Source organism: Paenibacillus sp. UNC451MF (genome assembly GCF_000686845.1).
Taxonomy (GTDB): domain Bacteria; phylum Bacillota; class Bacilli; order Paenibacillales; family NBRC-103111; genus Paenibacillus_S.
This window is the reverse complement of the sequence record NZ_JMLS01000019.1, coordinates 70495-88256: the sequence shown is the minus strand read 5'-3', so window position 1 is coordinate 88256 and position 17762 is coordinate 70495. Positions and strand designations below refer to the sequence as shown.

At 49.3% G+C, this 17762-nt stretch carries 16 protein-coding genes; 15 read left to right on the top strand and 1 reads right to left on the bottom strand.

Going from position 1 to position 17762, the window contains the following annotated elements; genetic code table 11:
• Positions 1-24: 24 nt before the first annotated feature.
• Positions 25-675, top strand: coding sequence for a DsbA family oxidoreductase (locus BP97_RS0119300; RefSeq protein WP_028550577.1), 651 nt, complete (start codon positions 25-27; stop codon positions 673-675).
• Positions 676-715: 40 nt separating this feature from the next.
• Positions 716-1354 (top strand): NAD(P)-dependent oxidoreductase, encoded by a 639-nt coding sequence (locus BP97_RS0119295; protein ID WP_028550576.1) that lies wholly within the window; start codon positions 716-718, stop codon positions 1352-1354.
• 58 nt (positions 1355-1412) lie between these two features.
• Here BP97_RS0119295 and BP97_RS0119290 read toward each other — a convergent pair whose 3' ends face one another.
• Complete coding sequence (locus BP97_RS0119290) at positions 1413-2234, bottom strand: class I SAM-dependent methyltransferase (protein WP_028550575.1); 822 nt, start codon at positions 2232-2234, stop codon at positions 1413-1415.
• A 206-nt stretch (positions 2235-2440) separates the two neighbouring features.
• On the opposite strand from BP97_RS0119290, the gene BP97_RS38975 reads away from it, so the two are divergent.
• From BP97_RS38975 to BP97_RS0119220, 13 genes are all read left to right on the top strand, one after another.
• Positions 2441-3016 (top strand): TetR/AcrR family transcriptional regulator, encoded by a 576-nt coding sequence (locus tag BP97_RS38975; RefSeq protein ID WP_051620773.1) that lies wholly within the window; start codon positions 2441-2443, stop codon positions 3014-3016.
• A 15-nt stretch (positions 3017-3031) separates the two neighbouring features.
• Positions 3032-5719 (top strand): phosphoenolpyruvate synthase, encoded by a 2688-nt coding sequence (locus tag BP97_RS0119280; protein ID WP_028550574.1) that lies wholly within the window; start codon positions 3032-3034, stop codon positions 5717-5719.
• A gap of 305 nt (positions 5720-6024) precedes the next feature.
• Entirely contained in the window at positions 6025-7896 is a 1872-nt protein-coding gene (locus tag BP97_RS0119275) for a rhamnogalacturonan lyase (protein ID WP_231506342.1), read from the top strand.
• A 454-nt stretch (positions 7897-8350) separates the two neighbouring features.
• Positions 8351-9694, top strand: coding sequence for an ABC transporter substrate-binding protein (locus tag BP97_RS0119265; RefSeq protein ID WP_028550571.1), 1344 nt, complete (start codon positions 8351-8353; stop codon positions 9692-9694).
• A gap of 48 nt (positions 9695-9742) precedes the next feature.
• Complete coding sequence (locus BP97_RS0119260; RefSeq protein ID WP_028550570.1) at positions 9743-10474, top strand: glycerophosphodiester phosphodiesterase; 732 nt, start codon at positions 9743-9745, stop codon at positions 10472-10474.
• Positions 10475-10759: 285 nt separating this feature from the next.
• The gene (locus BP97_RS0119255; RefSeq protein WP_028550569.1) at positions 10760-11326 is read left to right on the top strand and encodes a nitroreductase family protein; all 567 of its coding nucleotides are present in this window, start codon (positions 10760-10762) and stop codon (positions 11324-11326) included.
• A gap of 13 nt (positions 11327-11339) precedes the next feature.
• Entirely contained in the window at positions 11340-12293 is a 954-nt protein-coding gene (locus BP97_RS0119250; protein WP_028550568.1) for an ABC transporter permease, read from the top strand.
• Positions 12283-13233, top strand: a complete 951-nt coding sequence (locus BP97_RS0119245) for an iron chelate uptake ABC transporter family permease subunit (protein ID WP_028550567.1) — start codon at positions 12283-12285, stop codon at positions 13231-13233. The genes BP97_RS0119250 and BP97_RS0119245 overlap by 11 nt, the downstream gene beginning before the upstream one ends.
• Positions 13230-13988, top strand: a complete 759-nt coding sequence (locus tag BP97_RS0119240; RefSeq protein ID WP_028550566.1) for an iron ABC transporter ATP-binding protein — start codon at positions 13230-13232, stop codon at positions 13986-13988. The genes BP97_RS0119245 and BP97_RS0119240 overlap by 4 nt, the downstream gene beginning before the upstream one ends.
• A 79-nt stretch (positions 13989-14067) precedes the next feature.
• Positions 14068-15051: a siderophore ABC transporter substrate-binding protein gene (locus tag BP97_RS0119235; protein ID WP_028550565.1), complete on the top strand. Its 984-nt coding sequence runs from the start codon at positions 14068-14070 to the stop codon at positions 15049-15051.
• A 226-nt stretch (positions 15052-15277) separates the two neighbouring features.
• On the top strand, positions 15278-15955 hold the full coding sequence (locus BP97_RS0119230; protein WP_028550564.1) for an N-acetylmannosamine-6-phosphate 2-epimerase: 678 nt from the start codon (positions 15278-15280) through the stop codon (positions 15953-15955).
• Between the two features lie 15 nt (positions 15956-15970).
• Complete coding sequence (locus tag BP97_RS0119225) at positions 15971-16870, top strand: ROK family protein (RefSeq protein ID WP_028550563.1); 900 nt, start codon at positions 15971-15973, stop codon at positions 16868-16870.
• A 79-nt stretch (positions 16871-16949) separates the two neighbouring features.
• A complete protein-coding gene (locus BP97_RS0119220) occupies positions 16950-17762 on the top strand; it encodes an MBL fold metallo-hydrolase (RefSeq protein WP_028550562.1) in 813 nt (270 codons plus the stop codon).

Sequence of the window (17762 nt, the reverse complement as noted above, 5' to 3'; positions counted from 1 at the left end):
GTGAAAGGAGATGAATACTACGTTATGACTTTAAGGATTCAAGCCTATTCCGATTTTATATGCCCATTTTGTTTTTTGGCCAAAGCACCTCTTGAAGAGGCGATACGAGATAAGGACGTAGAGATCGAATGGATGCCGTTTGAATTACGTCCTAATCCTGCACCTCCTATCGACCCATGGCAGGACCCGTCGAAGCTGAAGGGCTGGGAATCTTACATTACCCCGACTGCGCAAAAGTGGGGAATAGACATGAAGCTTCCTCGCGTATCGCCGCATCCTTATACCGGATTAGCCTTTGAAGGCTTCCATTATGCAAGCGAGCAGGGCAAGGGTAATGAATATATTAACAAGGTTTTTCGTGCATTTTTCCAAGATGAGCAGGATATTGGCAGTACGGAGGTACTTACTAAGCTTGCGGCCGAAATAGGGTTGGATGAAGCAGAGTTTCGAGAGGCTTTGGCAACAAGGCGATATAAGCAAGCTCAAGAGTTAGCCCTTCAGCATGCCTATGATGAGGCTGGCATAACGGCAGTACCTACCTTCATTATTGGAGATGAGCGTCTTCAGGGAGCCGTAGGAAAAGAAGTTATTGAACAGGTGATTGAGCGGCAGCTTGCACAGGGGAAATCCGGTGCAACCGATGGGTTGAGCTGCAAGCTGGATGAATCTTGCTAATCACTTTTTATGAACAATACACATTTGGGAGGAATTATAAATGAAAATCGCAGTTATCGGAGCAACGGGAAAAGCAGGCAGTCTGATCGTGAAGGAAGCGGCAAGCCGAGGTCATCAAGTAACGGCTATCGTAAGAAACGCTTCTAAAGTACAAGATAAAGGGATCTCTGTATTGGAAAAAGACGTATTCAAGCTTACTTCAGAGGACCTCAAAGCGTTTGACGCTGTAGTGAATGCGTTTGGAGCGCCTGCAGGGCAAGAGCATTTGCATGTGGAAGCGGGAAAAGTGTTGATCGAAGCACTCAAAGGTGCGCCGGAAACAAGATTGATCGTGGTAGGCGGAGCAGGAAGCCTGTTCGTTGATGAGCAAAAAACGGTGCGCTTGGTTAATACGCCAGAGTTCCCTAAAGAGTACTTTGCAACCGCGTCGAATCAAGGTAAAAACCTTGAAGACCTGCAGCAATCGACGGGTATCAAGTGGACGTTCCTCAGTCCTTCTGCTTTTTTTAACCCTGAAGGAAGAAGAACAGGAGCGTATCAAAAAGGGAAAGACAACCTGCTCGTGAACTCCCAAGGAAACAGCCATGTCAGCTATGCGGATTACGCTATTGCCTTGGTGGATGAAATTGAAAAGCCTCAGCATATTAATGAACGCTTTACTGTAGTCGGCGAAGCTTAATATAAAAGGAAAGCATCAAAGACTGTGAATGTCTTTGATGCTTTTTGTATTTATAGCTCTATTTCACACCAAGACGCATCCGGTAGCTGAACATGACCTCTAGTGTCCTTCCTTGGAAATACTCCTCTACATCCGCTTTGAACGCGGCGATATCGGCATCCAAGTCCGGCACGCCCAGCTTGAACACGGTCTGCAGCCCGCCCTGACTAAGAGTCAGCCCGATATAACGCTCGGCATTGCATATCTCCGTGTTGTGAAAGACGATTTCCTTCGTAAACCGAAACTTGCCGCTTTTGCGGATACGATGCAAATGCTTATCTTTGCTCCATCTGTGTGCTTGCTCCGGTTCTTGTACGAGACGTGCAATCGTGTCATCCGCTTTCTGAATCAGATTGTTGTATTTTTCCTCGATGGTCCATGTAAGAGTAGGCGGCCAATCGCAATCATAGGCAGCGAACACACCGCCAGGAATTAATACGCGGGATATCTCATTCAATGTGCTTACAGGCTCCATCCAGTGAAAGGATTGGGAGCAGGTAATAATATCGACGGATTCAGAGTCCATACTCAACTCATTAGAGTATCCCTTCATGAAGGTGATATGGCTCGCATCCTTCAAGGCAGAGGCTTTCTCTACCGCTTTACCTCTCATGTCGTCATTGGGCTCGACCCCTATGACACGCTGGGCATGGTCCTTCCAAATAAAAGAGGACAGCCCCGTTCCGCAGCCGATATCAGCAACGAGCGACGGCTTCTTACCTAGGTAGGTTGTAACAATCTCAATCACTTTGAGAGGTGCCTCGGGGCGATTACTATCGTAGCAATCTTCAAAGCCCGAGAACCGATCCACATTACTTTTCAAATTACCTTCCGGAATCACAGGGTACCCTCCGTCCATTCGTCTACTTGAAGTTATTATCGATCAGTGCAAATGCATAGGATGTGCCTATATTGTACCAAGTTCAGTAAAAAAGGTTCAAGTGCGGAGCCTGTTCTCCGTTGACGGGAATAGCGTAGAATTATACAATGGAAACCAAGGGAGTGTATTGTGGTTTCCTTGGTTTCTGCAATTTGGAGGTCAGAGTAATGGATGAATTGATTCGCGTACGCATCTTGCAAACGGCGGCAGAGCTGTTCAAAGCGAAGGGCTACCGCAATGCGACCTTAAGCGAGCTCGCTTCGCAGCTAGGTATGAGCAAGAAAACTTTATATATGTACTTCACTGGCAAGGAGCAAATTGCTGAAGCGGTTATGGAGCTTACGCTGAGTGCAATCGAAGGCAAGGTTGCAGCGGCCAAACAGGGGAAAGGCACCCCTTTGGAGGTATTCCGCGCCGTCTTTACAAGCATTAAGCGGGAGATCCTGCAGTTGAATCCTTTATTCCTGGAGGATGTGCAGAAGTTTGCTCCCGGATTATGGGGACGAATTGAGCTGTTTCGGTCCCGTCAGTTGTCTTTTATGGAAGGCCTGCTTGTGCAGGCACAGCAGGAAGGCTTGATCCGCGACCTGAATCCGAAGCTGGCTTCCGTCATGTTAATGGATAGCATTCAGCGGTATGTGCGGCCGGATTTTGCAGCTAAGCACGGGGTTGCGATGATGGATGTCGCAGACACATTATTCACGTTGTTATTCGAAGGGATCCGAACCAACGACAAGGAATAAGGAGCGTGTGTGAGGATGGACGGATACGTGTTGGGCTTTCAACAGATCGATAAGTCCAGTTTACCGCTTGTAGGAGGCAAGGGAGCCAACCTGGGGGAGATGACTCGCGCTGGCTTTGCCGTTCCGCCTGGTTTTTGCGTGACTACGGAGGCTTACAAGGCATTTATAGAGCAGAACGACCGGATGGAGGATTACTTCGAGAGGCTGGAAAAGGTGAAAGCCGACCAATTGGAGGAAATTACAGCGCTTGGAAACGATATTCGCGACTACTTGGTCACTGTGGCGATCCCCGATGAAATTAAGGCCAGCGTTCTCGAGCACTGGCGTCAATCAGGTGCAAACAGGGCGTATGCCGTTCGTTCCAGCGCGACTGCGGAGGATTTGCCATCGGCTTCATTTGCGGGGCAGCAGGACACCTATTTGAATGTGCAGGGAAAGGAGCAGCTGCTTCAAGCGGTCCGCAAATGCTGGGCCTCTTTGTTCACTGCTAGGGCGATATCGTATCGTGCTAAGAACGGCTTTGATCACCGATCGGTGCTGCTGTCCGTTGTTGTGCAGCAGATGATATTCCCCGAAGTGTCGGGCATTATGTTCACTGCCGACCCGATCAGCGGCCATAGAGGGACAATTTCTATAGATGCCAGCTTCGGGCTGGGAGAAGCTCTCGTTTCCGGGATCGTTTCGGCTGATCTGTATCAAGTTAGATCTGGCGAGATTAGTTCGAAGAAGATCGCGAAGAAGAAAGTAGCCGTCTTCTCCTTACCAGAAGGAGGGACGGAGACTCGCGATCTGCCGATTGAGAAGCAGGAGAAGCAGGCGCTGAGCGACAAGGAAATTTATGAGCTTGCATCGCTGGGGGAGCAGATTAAGAATCATTACGGCAGCGATCAGGATATCGAGTGGTGCTATGCCGAAGGCAAACTCTATATTGTACAGAGCCGACCGATTACGTCGCTCTATCCACTTCCTCATGTGCCTGTGGGACCAGGCGAATCCCCTCATATTCTCGTTTCCTTCGGCCATCAGCAAATGATGACCGATGCGATGAAGCCGATGGGGATGTCGGTATTACGTACAATGGTGCCCTTCGGCAAGCCATCGCTTCGGGCCGAGAGCCAATTGGCTTATACGGCAGGGGGAAGAATATTTCTCGACATTACGAAGCTGTTCAACTTGAAGCCTGCACGGCAGTTATTCCCCAAGCTGCTGAGCGGAATCGATGAGCTGATGGCGAGCGGCGTAGCCGAGTATGTGCAAAGAGAATCCTTCGTGCGCGGCTTGGCGCGTGAGCCGGGGCTTAAGCTGCATATTCTGAAATTTGCCGGACCTGTCGCCGGCAGAGCCGCCCGTAATCTCCTGTTTGCTTCTCCTCCTCAAGCGGCGCAAGAAGTGAAGGAGTGGACCGAAGCCTACGTATTGCAGGGAGAGGCCCAAATGGCAGGCGTAACCGGTGAGGAGCGAGTCCTTCGAGCCCAGGAGCTGGCGGGATCGATACTGCGCACCCTGTTCCCACGCGTGATGCCATTCCCGTTATCCGGCATCATTTCTTCGAGATTGATTAAGACACTAGCCGAGAGATGGCTCGGGGATACAGAAGCAATCAACGTGCTGAATAAATCACTGCCCGGCAACGTAACCAGCGAGCTCGGGCTGATGATAGGTGATTTGGCGGACACCGCGAGACGGTATCCGGAGGTTGCTGAGATCATTCGGCAAGGTGACGCCGATCACTTCCAGAGTCGGCTGCAGAAGGCTGAGGGCGGAGAGGAATTCATGCGGCAATGGGACCGCTTTATGCAGCTGTACGGCATGCGCTGTCCAGGCGAGATCGATCTTACGCGCCGGAGATGGCGTGATGATCCGGGAGCGCTGCTGCCGGCGGTAGAGAACCATATGCGCACGATGCAGCCGGGCGAGCATAGAGAGCGGTTTGCGCAGGGCGCGGAGGAAGCTGAGGCAGCAGCCCGAGAGCTCGTGAGCCGTGTACGGGCTCTGCCGTTCGGATGGTTCAAAGCCAAGCTGTTGTCCCGCTTGATTCAAGTGTTTCGTCATATGATGGGTGTACGAGAGCATCCGAAATACGTGATGATTCGCTTGTTCGGCTTCATTCGTCAAGCGCTGTTAGAAGAAGCGAGGTCCTTGGTCGCGCAAGGCATGCTTCAGATGGAGGAGGATATCTTCTATCTGACACTGGATGAGATGCTCCAGCTGACCCGAGGTGGGGCCGCAGCCCACCTGCAGGAGCAGATTGAAGAGAGGAAGCGCGACTATGCGCGCTTCCAAGCTCTTACCCCTCCGCGGCTCATGACGAGTGAGGGCGAGATCATTACGGGCAGCCGCCAACGGAAGGACGCGCCGGAAGGCGCTCTACTCGGCACTCCGGTCTCGGCCGGTGTGGTGGAGGGCATCGCCCGCGTCGTGATGCGTCCGGACGAAGCCAAGCTGAACAAGGGCGAGATCATGATCGCCCCGTTCACCGACCCGGGCTGGACGCCGCTGTTTCATTCTGCCATCGGCCTCGTGATGGAGGTCGGCGGGCTTATGACTCACGGTGCCGTAGTAGCCCGCGAGTATGGAATTCCAGCCGTCGTCGGTATCGAAGGAGCGACCAGCCGGATCAAGGATGGCGATACGATTCGCCTGGATGGGAGCCGCGGCTATGTGCTTATTTTAGAGCCGAACGAGGATAGCCGCAAAGAATAGGCCAGATGCATGCGTGAAGACGTCTTTATAGCGACACATCGACATAGGAGCGATGGAAGTCAGCTTGGGGCGTCTTTTTTGCTGTGCGGAGCTGTTCATATAGGTTGAACAGTTTTCACTGTTTTTTTATTCATTCAGTCAACGAGTGAAAGAAAGTGCAATACTTCAATAAGATTCTTATCCGTTTGCAAAAAAGTGCAATTGATTGCAAAGCACGTAGGGCGTATGAATAAAGTAAGCCATTCTACCAGCAAGCATGCCACTCATATAGAATGATGAACTCTACGACTCAAGGAGATGATGAAATGTCCAGCAATGTGTCAGCTTCAAGCGGGCAACCCAATACCCTTCTGCCAAGGCAGATGGAGGATATAGGCCGCGGTTTAGTGGCCATTAAAGTAGAGAAGGGAGTCTATGTCGGCTGGCGCCTCCTCGGAACCGAGCCGGCGAATATCGCCTACAATTTATACCGGGACGGGGAGAAAGTGAATGCCGAACCGATAGGTTCGAGTACTAACTATGTGGACGAGCAGGGGAGCCTCGATTCCAGCTATACCGTTCGTGTCGTAATAGAGGGAGTAGAGCTGGCCGGTTCCGAATCGCAGCCGACCCCCGTATGGAGCAAGGACTACATGTCCATCCCTCTGCGCAAGCCTGAAGGCGGGACAACTCCTGATGGAATCGAGTATACCTACAGCGCCAACGATGCCAGTGTGGGCGATTTGGATGGAGACGGTGAATACGAGATTATTCTCAAATGGGACCCTTCCAACTCACATGATAACGCTCATGGTGGGTACACAGGCAATGTTTATTTGGATGCTTATAAAATGGACGGCCGATTCCTATGGCGGATTGATCTGGGCCGCAACATTCGAGCGGGGGCTCATTACACCCAGTTTCTAGTCTATGATTTCGACGGAGACGGCAAGGCGGAAATCGCCTGTAAGACGGCGGATGGAACGGTGGACGGTCAAGGTAACGTCATCGGAGACGCTAACGCCGACTATCGTAACAAACGCGGCTTTATTATCGAGGGGCCTGAGTTTCTTACCGTTTTTGACGGGGGGACAGGAAAGGCGCTGGCAACAACCGACTACGATCCGCCCCGCGGCGACGTATCCGCTTGGGGTGATTCTGTTGGCAATCGCGTAGACCGTTTTCTTGCCTGCGTGGCTTATCTGGACGGTGTAAGACCGAGTCTGGTTATGTGCCGCGGCTACTATACGAGAACGGTGCTGGCCGCATTCAACTGGCGTGACGGCGAGTTGACGAAGGTATGGACATTCGACAGCAATAATGAGGGCTACGCTAGTTATGCAGGGCAAGGAAACCATAGTGTCGCTGTAGCGGATGTTGATGGTGACGGCAAGGACGAGATCGTCTATGGCTCCTGTGTTATCGATCATGACGGGTCGGGGCTCTATGTAACCGGCTTGGGACATGGGGATGCGATGCACGTGGGCAGCCTCAATCCGAACCGACCGGGTTTGGAGGTGTACCAGGTGCACGAGAATCCTTCGGACAACGGCATTGAAGTTCACGATGCCAAGACTGGCGAGATTTTGTGGGGCTTGCCCTCGACCTCTGACATCGGCCGCGGCTTGGCTGCCGATATTGATCCTCGCTATGACGGAGCGGAAGTGTGGTCATCGGATCATTGGAAAACGGGCGGTTTCGGACTATACAGTATCACAGGCGAAAAAATAACGAATACGACGCCGCAATCGTTTAATTTTGCCATTTGGTGGGATGGTGACTTGCTGCGGGAGCTGCTCGATCATGAATACGACCGCTCTACAGGAATAGGTGAAGGCCGCATTTACAAGTGGGATTATGAGAATGAACGTTTGATAACGATCATGACGCCGGAAGGTACTCGTTCAAATAACGGGACCAAGGGCAACCCTTGCCTGCAGGCCGATCTGTTCGGCGACTGGAGGGAGGAAGTCATTTGGCGGTCCGCAGACAGCACAGAGCTTAGAATTTACTCGACAACCGAGGTTACGGAGCATCGCATTCATACACTCATGCATGATCCGGTATACCGGCTGAGCGTCGCTTGGCAGAACGTCTGCTATAATCAGCCTCCCCATCCGGGTTTCTATTTGGGTCACGGAATGGAGCTGCCGCCGGCTCCGGCTATTTATGTAACAAAGAATAATCAAGCTAAATAAGCGTGATGCAAGTCGGGGGCGGAAGGGCTCCTGGCTTGTTTTTTACTTTCCTTTATGGTGGAGGACTCTCCATCCTCAAAAAGCAATTGTCAGCTTCGAAGGGATGTAGTATACTTTCCGAGAAAGCGCTTTCCCTACATTTAGAGGATATGAAATTCAGCTGCTGCGGATGGCGAGTGGATTTCATGGGCTGGGGGTGTTTCGAGGATCTTCCGATCCTTTTCCACGTTGTAATCCGACCTGTCTACTCGTTTCAGATTATTCTTCACGGTAAACTTCACTACAGCTCACCCCAACACGAACCTACTCAAAATGTTAATCTCCACATGAACATAAGACTGCTTTGATACGAACGCGAGCCATGATCGAAATCTCATCTTAAGAGAGCACATGAGCAATGATTCAATGTGAACGTATTCATCTGCAAAGGAAATTCATCTTATGGAGGGATATCATGAAAAAGAGATGGGGCGTATGGCTGTTGGCCATATCCTTCGTGCTGCTATCGATGTCAGCCTGTACCAATGACCAAGCCGGACAAGGAACGACCAGAGAGAAGGAACCTGCGAACAAAGAAGAACCCAAAGCTACCCCAGCCCCTCAACCCGTAACGCTAACCATAACCAACCACAAAAGCGTAGGGTTCACGGAGAAGGATTTTCAGACGTATTTCGTCGAGCCGGTAAAGAAGAAATACCCGCATATAACATTGGAATACATAAAGCCGGAGAAAGGCTCTGAGCTCGAGGATCTCATTGCAGCAGGGAAGACGCCGGATCTTATATTTGCCAGTAACGGATATTTTGCTCTGTTGAAATCGTTGGATCTTATGCAGGACTTGAACGAATACGTCAAAAAATACAAAGTCGATCTATCTATCTACGACCAGTCCATTATGGACAAGATTAAATCGGTCGGAGATAAAGGCGAGCTGTATTCAATTCCTTTTTCATTAAATTATGGGATGATGCTCTACAATAAAGATATTTTTGATAAATTCGGCATTCCTTACCCTACAGATTTAATGAGCTTTGAAGAGATTCTCCCCTTGGCTCGCAAGATAAACCGTACCGAGGATGGAATCCAATATATCGGTTTTGAACCCAACTATTCAGATACGATAGTAGGACAGTTAGGAGTTCTCGCCATAGGGAGTAATGACACGCCAAATTTCGAATCGCCTGAGTATAAAAGAGTGTTCAGCTTCTTAAAGCAGGTGTACGATATTCCGGGTCAAATTGGCCCGAACGGCAAATTCAATTGGGGGAGGAACGGCTTGATCAAGGATAGGAATGTGGCGATGTTTTTGGAATGGATTAATGATGCGGCAGCTCCGCTGGAGGAAGCGGCTAAAGCCGGATTTACGAATTGGGATATTGCCGGGCTGCCTAACTTCCAAGATCACCTTGGCCAGGGCCGGACCGTCGACTCCCATATGACGTTCATTTCCAAAACGAGCAAGCATAAAGAAGAGGCATTCCAGGTGCTGCTCGAGTCGGTCTCCAAAGAAACGCAAATGTTGGTTAGTGCTAACGCACGCATCAGCTCTATACCGGACAAAGCCATTCAAGCCAACTATGCGAAAAATATGCCAAGCTATAACGGCAAGAAGGTGCAAAATATTTTTTTAACGAAAATGACCCCTTCTCCCAAATCGTCGACCTACGGTTCGAAGGCATCCAGTATCGTCCGGGACGAGCAAAAGAATATGGCTCTCGGGAATAAAGATGTGAATACCGCTTTAAAGGATGCTCAGGAAAGAGCGGTCAAGAACGTCGAAGAGGAGAAAATGAAGTAAGCTCGCAGAGCATGAAGATAACCATCTTAACGAACGGAGGGGACTAGGATGACCCAACGACCATTTCCAAGGATCGGTGCGCATACCGGCTGCGACAACACGCCATATAACACCGTGGAATCATTCAGGGAAGGCATTCGGCTTGGAGCGGATATCGTCGAAGTGGATATAAGAATAACACGGGAAGGCACTCTTGTTTTATTGCATGACGATTCCTCCTATCTTCATGAGTATACCTACGAGCAGCTGAACCAACAGTCTGTCCGCTCCCGAATCAGTCCTTTGTATGAGCGGCTCGAGATCGTAAAGCTAACGGACATCCTGGATATTGCCAAGGAACATTCGATCAAGCTGAATCTGGATATTAAAACGTCTGCTGCCATTGAGCCGGTTGTTGAGCTGATACAAAGACGTCATTGTGTAGAGCAGGTGTTTATAACAGGATGCAGCGAGAATATAACCAGCCGTCATAAGGACATAAAGGTCGTTCTCAACACTCCCACAAAACTCACAGAGGAAGAGAAATCGAACTATGCATTGTATATCGATAAGGTGTGCAGAGATGGCGAAGAAGGGCATTACTACGGACTGAACATGCATCATGAGACATGCAGGCCCGAGCTGGTAGAGGCAGCCCACAAGAGGGGGCTCGCGGTTTGGGTTTATACCGTGAACGACCCTGACAGGATGCGAAGGTGTATACAATCCGGAGTCGATGCTATTACTACAAAGGAAGTCGCTATATTGTCCGAGCTAAGAAGGCGTAGTCTACTTCCATAAGCTGTAGCGGAATAACAATTTAATGTGTACTCCGAAAGGGAGTAAGACAAGGGAGCCGGGAGGGCTCTCTTTTTTATGCTCTATTCCAGCTACTTCAAAATGCAACGTTAATTGAACAGCGCTCAACTGGATATTTTATGAACGCAAACGAAAAGTCCAACCCGAAAAACGAAAAGTCCATTCCAGTGGCAAGTAATTCATGTAAAATGTATCTGAGTGATAATGATTATCAATTTCGCTAAATTGGATTTATATAGAAGGAACTTAAATAGGGAGGTTACATTTATGGAATTGGCTCAATTGATTCGAGATCGGCGTTCCGTTCATCAATTCGAAGATCGTCCTGTCTCTATTGATTTAGTGAAGGAGCTGCTGGATACAGCGGTGTGGGTTCCTAATCACAAAATGACGCAGCCGTGGCGCTTCGTTATCGTACAAGGCGAAGGTCGTGAAAGACTCGCTAATATCGCTCGCACCGGGGCTGAGAAGAGGGAGAAGGATCCTGAGAAAAGCCAAGAGCTCGGACAAAAATTTTATAACCGCTTCATGTCGGTACCGATGTTTGTAGCCGTGGTGATGACTGAGAACACGCATCCGGTCGTATGGGAAGAGGATTACGCATCGACCAGTTGTATCATTCACAATTTTAGCCTACTCGCGTGGGAGCAGGGGCTAGGACTTGTTTGGGAAACTTATCCGCTGCTGCACTCTCCTGAATTCCGGGAAGCGCTTGGAGTAAAGCCCGGCGAGAAGCTTATCGGAAGCCTTCATCTTGGATACCCGGCTAAAGTGCCGACTGCCCAATCGAGAATACCGGCAGCAGAGCTTCTGACCATTATTGACCGGGCATAGGTGAGACATTCGTATGAAACTTAGATATTTGGTCATTCTGCTTATTGTTTTATCTATAGCTTCAGTCTTCATTGGAGTCAAAGATATTAAGCCTTGGGATCTGTTCAATCTGAACGATGACCAGCTGCAAGTACTGTTCATCAGCCGCTTTCCCCGTTTGATCAGCATTATTATCGCTGGGGTCAGCATGGGCGTCGTTGGCTTGATCATGCAGCAGCTTAGCCGTAACAAATTTGTATCGCCAACGACTGGTGGAACGGATGATTCAGCAAGGCTCGGGATACTCGTTTCCTTGCTGCTGTTCACCTCTGCGACGCCGATGCAGAAAATGCTCGTAGCTTTCGTATTCGCACTGCTTGGAACGTTCGTATTTATGAAAATACTCGATAAGGTGAAATACAAAGACGCTATTTTCATCCCGTTGGTCGGTTTGATGTTCGGGAATATTATTACGTCCTTTTCTACCTTTTTTGCGTACAAGTATGATCTCATTCAAAATATTTCTTCTTGGCTGCAAGGAAATTTCGCTCTGACGATGAAAGGCCGCTACGAGCTGCTGTATATCAGCATCCCGGTTGTTATTATCGCTTATCTGTACGCCAACAAATTTACGATTGCAGGAATGGGAGAAGAATTCTCTATCAATTTGGGGCTGAATTATAAACGCGTAGTCAATCTGGGTCTGGTTATTGTTGCTCTCGTATCCTCCGTCGTAATGCTTACGGTTGGGACTATCCCTTTCCTGGGACTGATCATTCCCAATATCGTGACGCTGTATCACGGCGATAATCTGAAGAAAAATCTACCCCATACCGCCATACTGGGGGCCGTATTCGTTATGTTCTGCGATATTTTGGGGCGGGTTATCATTTACCCGTTCGAAATTCCAATCGGCTTGATGGTCGGGGTGTTGGGAAGCGCTATTTTTCTTTATTTACTGTTGAGGAGAAAGGCATATGACTTATAGGGCAAAGCTCGGTTCTTTATCCATATTCGCAATACTGCTGATTGCTATTTTTTTGTTTATCGATGTCGGTGATAACTGGGGGTACGTTCTGCCGAGAAGGGGCTGGAAAATCGCAGCCATGGTACTTACCGGAGGCTGTATAGCTTTTTCAACCGTCATTTTCCAAACCATAACGAACAACCGGATCTTAACGCCCAACATTATCGGCTTGGATTCGATGTATATGCTTTCCCAAACCGCTGTAGTGTACCTATTTGGCTCTACAACGAAGCTGCTTGTCGATAATAATGTGAACTTTGCCATGACGTTGGCTGTGATGATGCTGTTTGCAGGCCTGCTGTACAAGATGATGTTCAAGAGGGAAGGGAGTCACCTGTACTTCCTGCTGCTCATTGGAATTATTCTGGGCACTCTGCTCGGCAGTCTAACGACCTTCATGCAGGTACTGATTGATCCAAACGAATTTCTCGTACTGCAGGGCAAAATGTTCGCGAGCTACAACAAGGTGCAGGGGAAATTAACGGTTATATGCAGTGTGGTTATCGTCTTAGCTGCAGTCTACTATTCCCGATTAGCGAAGTACATGGATGTACTCTCTCTTGGTAAGGATCAGGCAATCAGCTTGGGCGTTGATTATCACTACGTCGTCAAAAGGCTGCTGATCGTCATTGCCGCTCTCATTTCGGTAGCGACTGCACTGGTAGGTCCTATTACGTTTCTCGGGCTTCTCGTCGCCAACGTAACGTATCAGTTTATGAAGACATACCGGCATGCGTTGTTGATCCCGGCTTCCATCCTTATCAGCATAGTGGCATTAGTCGGCGGTCAGCTCATTGTGGAGAGAGTGTTTACATTCAACACGACGTTAAGCGTCATCATTAACCTTATCGGTGGCGTGTACTTTCTATATCTTCTGCTAAGGGAGAGCAAATCCAAATGATTGAAGTAAGGCAAGTTTCCAAGCGATACGGCGACAAGCATGTCGTTGAGAACGTATCGATCCAAATCAGTAAGGGCAAGATCACATCATTCATTGGGCCTAACGGGGCAGGCAAGAGCACGCTTTTATCTATGATCAGCCGACTTACTGCCAAGGATGCAGGGGAGATATTGATTGAGGGCAAGGACATTAGCCAATGCAAAAGTGCTGATCTCGCCAAGCAGATTTCGATTCTCAAGCAGTCGAATCAGATTAACGTCCGGCTTACGGTTCGTGAATTGGTTTCCTTCGGGCGGTTTCCGTACTCTCAAGGCAAGCTGACCAAGGAAGACTGGAAGTATGTCGATGAGGCTATCGCTTATATGGAGCTTGAAGACATGCAGCACAAATATTTGGATCAGCTGAGCGGAGGACAAAACCAAAGGGCTTATATCGCCATGGTTATCGCCCAGAATACCGAATACGTACTGCTCGACGAACCGTTGAACAATCTCGATATGCGGCATTCCGTTCAAATTATGAAGGTGCTGCGCCGATTGGTTGACGAGCTGGGCAAGACGGTTATCATTGTCATTCACGACATTAATTTCGCCTCCTGTTATTCCGACTACATCGTTGCTCTTAAGGACGGCAAGGTCATCAGGGAAGGCGCAACGGATCAAATCATTGAGCCGTCGGTGCTGAAGGCGGTCTACGATATGGACATCGAGATTGAGAACATTAGAGGAAACAAGATTTGCGTTTACTTTCGTTGATGGAAATTATTTGGCGACGGGTTCCCCGGCTGCCGGTTATAAATAATTTGTTTTTTATTAAATAAAAGAGGTGGTTCATATGAAGAAAAGTTTACCCATGTTGTTCATCGTCCTTTGTTTGGCTGTATTCATGGCAGCCTGCGGCACTAGCGGTTCGAATTCCTCCAACGGAGCGGCTCCTGCGTCGGGCGGAACTCCGGCAGCAACACCAGCGGGCGCAGAAGAATTAACCTTCAAGCATCAATTGGGTGAAACCAAAGTGAAGAAAAACCCTAAGAAAGTTATCGCATTTGACTACGGCGCATTGGATACTCTGGATAAGCTTGGTATTGAAGTGACAGGTGTTGCCCAAAAGAACCTGCCTCCTTACTTGGCTAAATACAAAGACAGCAAATACCAAAACATCGGAACACTGCAAGAGCCGGATTATGAAAAAATCAGCTCCATCAAACCGGATTTGATTCTGATCTCCGGAAGACAGCAAGCAGCTTATCCTGAGCTTAGCAAACTGGCTCCTACATTGTACGTTGGTGTAGACAACTCGAAATTCTTGGAGTCTTTCAAAACGAACATGAAAATGTTCGGACAAATCTTTGGTAAAGAATCCGTTGTAGACGCAGAAGTTGCGAAGATTGAACAAACGATTAAAGATGTGAAAACGCAAGTAGCAGCAAGCAACAAGAACGCGTTGATCATTTTGGCTAACGATGGAACGATCAGCGCTTACGGACCAGGCTCCCGTTTTGGTCTTATCCATGACGTACTAGGCATTCCTGCTGTTGAGAAGAACCTGGAGGTTTCCACTCATGGCCAAAGCATTTCCTTCGAATTTATCGCTGAGAAAAATCCGGAGTATTTGTTCGTCGTAGACCGCGGCGCGGCTGTAGACGGTGCGGCAAAAACCGGTGCAAAAGCGTTGGTAGAAAACGAGCTTGTTAAGAAGACAAATGCATTCAAAAACAACCACATCGTATACCTTGATCAAAACTACTGGTACCTCTCCGGCGGCGGCTTGGAGTCGGTTGCTGCGATGGTAAATGAAGTAGCTAAAGGATACAAATAAGAATAGATTTGAAATTTCAAACAGAATTGCTAAGTGGCCTGTCCCTTTTGTGGCAGGCTTTTTCGCATTCAATCAAAGATTACGGTTAGAAGCGTGGTTCTTAGAGGGGATTATTGTAAAAATAGTTATTGAATAATATCTCCACTAATAATATAATTAATGGAGAAAATAACCACCAAATTAAAAATAACAGGAGAAATTGTTTCCCGAAGTAAGGAGCCGCAAAATGAAATCTATAATCCCCTTGAAAGGACTTGTTGTCTCATGCCAGGCGTTGGAGGATGAGCCGCTGCATGGTTCAAGCTACATGGTTGCGATGGCCAAAGCCGCACACATGGGCGGGGCTGTCGGGATTCGCTCCAATGGAGCTCAAGATATTAGAGCGATTAAGCAGGCTCTTGATTTGCCTGTCATCGGTTTAAACAAAAAGCTAGTACAGGGATATGACGTCTACATTACACCAACTGTTGAAGATGCAGTGGAAGTGCACCGCGCCGGAGCCGATATCGTTGCGATGGATGGGACAGGGCGGGCAAGACCTGACGGTCGGACATTGGAGGAGACGATCCGTGAGCTGCACGCACAAGGAATTCTTGTTATGGCGGATATCTCCACACTAGAGGAAGGAGTCTATGCGGCAAGCCTAGGCGCGGACTATATCTCGACGACGTTGTCAGGCTACACTCCTTACAGCAGACAGGAGCCTGGACCGGATTTACCGCTCATAACGCAGCTTAAGCAGCGGGTATCGGTTCCAGTCGCGGCGGAGGGGCGGATCGGCAGCCCGCAGGAAGCGGCAGCTGCCATTGACGCCGGAGCCGACTTTGTCGTCGTAGGCGGGGCCATTACGCGGCCGCAATGCATTACGGCGAGCTTCGTTAACGAAATCAAAAGCTCAAGATAAGGGGGAGCCAACCAAGTGGACGTCATTGGTATGGATATTGGCGGTACGAACATAAAAGCAGGTATTGCTGACAGCAAAGGGCAATTGTTCGGCGAGGTCAGCGTACCCACCCCAGTAAAGGAAGGCAAGGAAGCGATTATTGCTTGCATGAAGAAGCTTATAGAAGAGCTCCGAGTCCTTCGTCCTGAGATGATTAGTGCAATAGGGATAGGCTCTGCCGGCCGCATCGATACGTCAGCGGGGCGAGTGGTTTATGCCACAGACAACTTGCCGGGTTGGATGGGGACTAATCTGAGGGAAGTCATTGAGGAGGCCTGCTCACTACCTGTGTTCATAGACAATGACGTGAATGCGGCCGCATGGGGAGAGGGCTGGTTGGGTGCTGCCCAAGGAAGCTCTCATTATGTCTTGGTCACCTTAGGGACTGGGGTTGGAGGTGCACTTGTCCACAACGGACAATTAATTAACGGACCGCGGGGCGGAGCCGGTGAAGTCGGCCACCTCATTTTGTATCCTCGGGGGACGCCCTGCAATTGCGGGCAGGCAGGCTGCTTGGAGCAGTATGTTTCCGGCACCGCCTTGAACCGGCTCGCTCGAACTGTTAACAGCGATTGGAACAGCTACGATCTGATGAAGCAGGTAGCGGCGGCCGATCCGCGGGCCATTGAGCTTATCGACCGTTTTGCCGAAGAGCTTGCAACCGGGCTTATTTCTATACAGAACATATATGATCCGGAACGGATCATTATTGGTGGTGGGCTTATGGAGACTCACCCGCTATGGTGGGATCGGCTGGCATCGTATGCGGTCAGCGGCACATTGGTGAACATGCACATCGTACCGGCACAATTAGGGAACCGGGCGGGTATTCTCGGCGCAGCCCGGCTTGCCTTAGACCATGTGACCGTGTCGTAAGCAATGGATTTGGATAGTGAACTTTCCGCATCAGCGGTGAATGAAACAAATGATATCCAACGTTGGAGGAGGATTTGCTATGAAGCTTCATTTTCTGGGTACGGCGGCTGCAGAAGGGTGGCCGGGACTATTTTGCCGTTGTGAGCATTGCAATAAAGCGAAACAGCTAGGGGGTAAAAACATCCGCACTCGTTCATCGGTGCTCATCGACGATACATTCAAGGTCGATTTTCCGCCGGATTCTTACTATCATATGCTGCGAGACAACATCGATATGGCTGCGGTCGAGCATTTGTTCATCACTCATACGCATACCGATCATCTGCATGCGGCAGATTTGGAGAAACGCAGCCCGGTATGTGCGGCCGGCATCGATAAGCCTTTACATATCTACGGTCACGATCTTGCGCTGCAAAGCTGCCTGCGTGAACTCGATTTGAAAACCAATCGGTATGAGCTCCATTTGATCCATCCTTTCCGCACGGTTCAGGTAGATGAGGAAACTCGCGTAACACCCCTGCTGGCCGATCATGACAAGCGGCAGACTTGCCTGCTCTATTTTATTGAGAAGAGGGGTAAGGCGCTGCTGTACGGCAACGATTCGGGGTGGTTTCCGCAGGAAACCTGGGATTGGCTGGAAGGCAAAAGCTTCGACGCAGCTATACTGGATTGCACGAAAGGACCGTTGACCGGCCGTCGGAATCATATGAATATCGAAGCGATATTGGAGATTAACATCATCTTCCAAGACAAACAAATGCTGCGTGATCAGGGGCGCATTATCGCGACTCATTTTTCCCACAATTGCGGGATGCTTCATGAGGATTTGGAACGGGAGTTCAACCCCCACGGCATTCTGGTAGCTTTTGACGGTATGATCCATCATTTATAA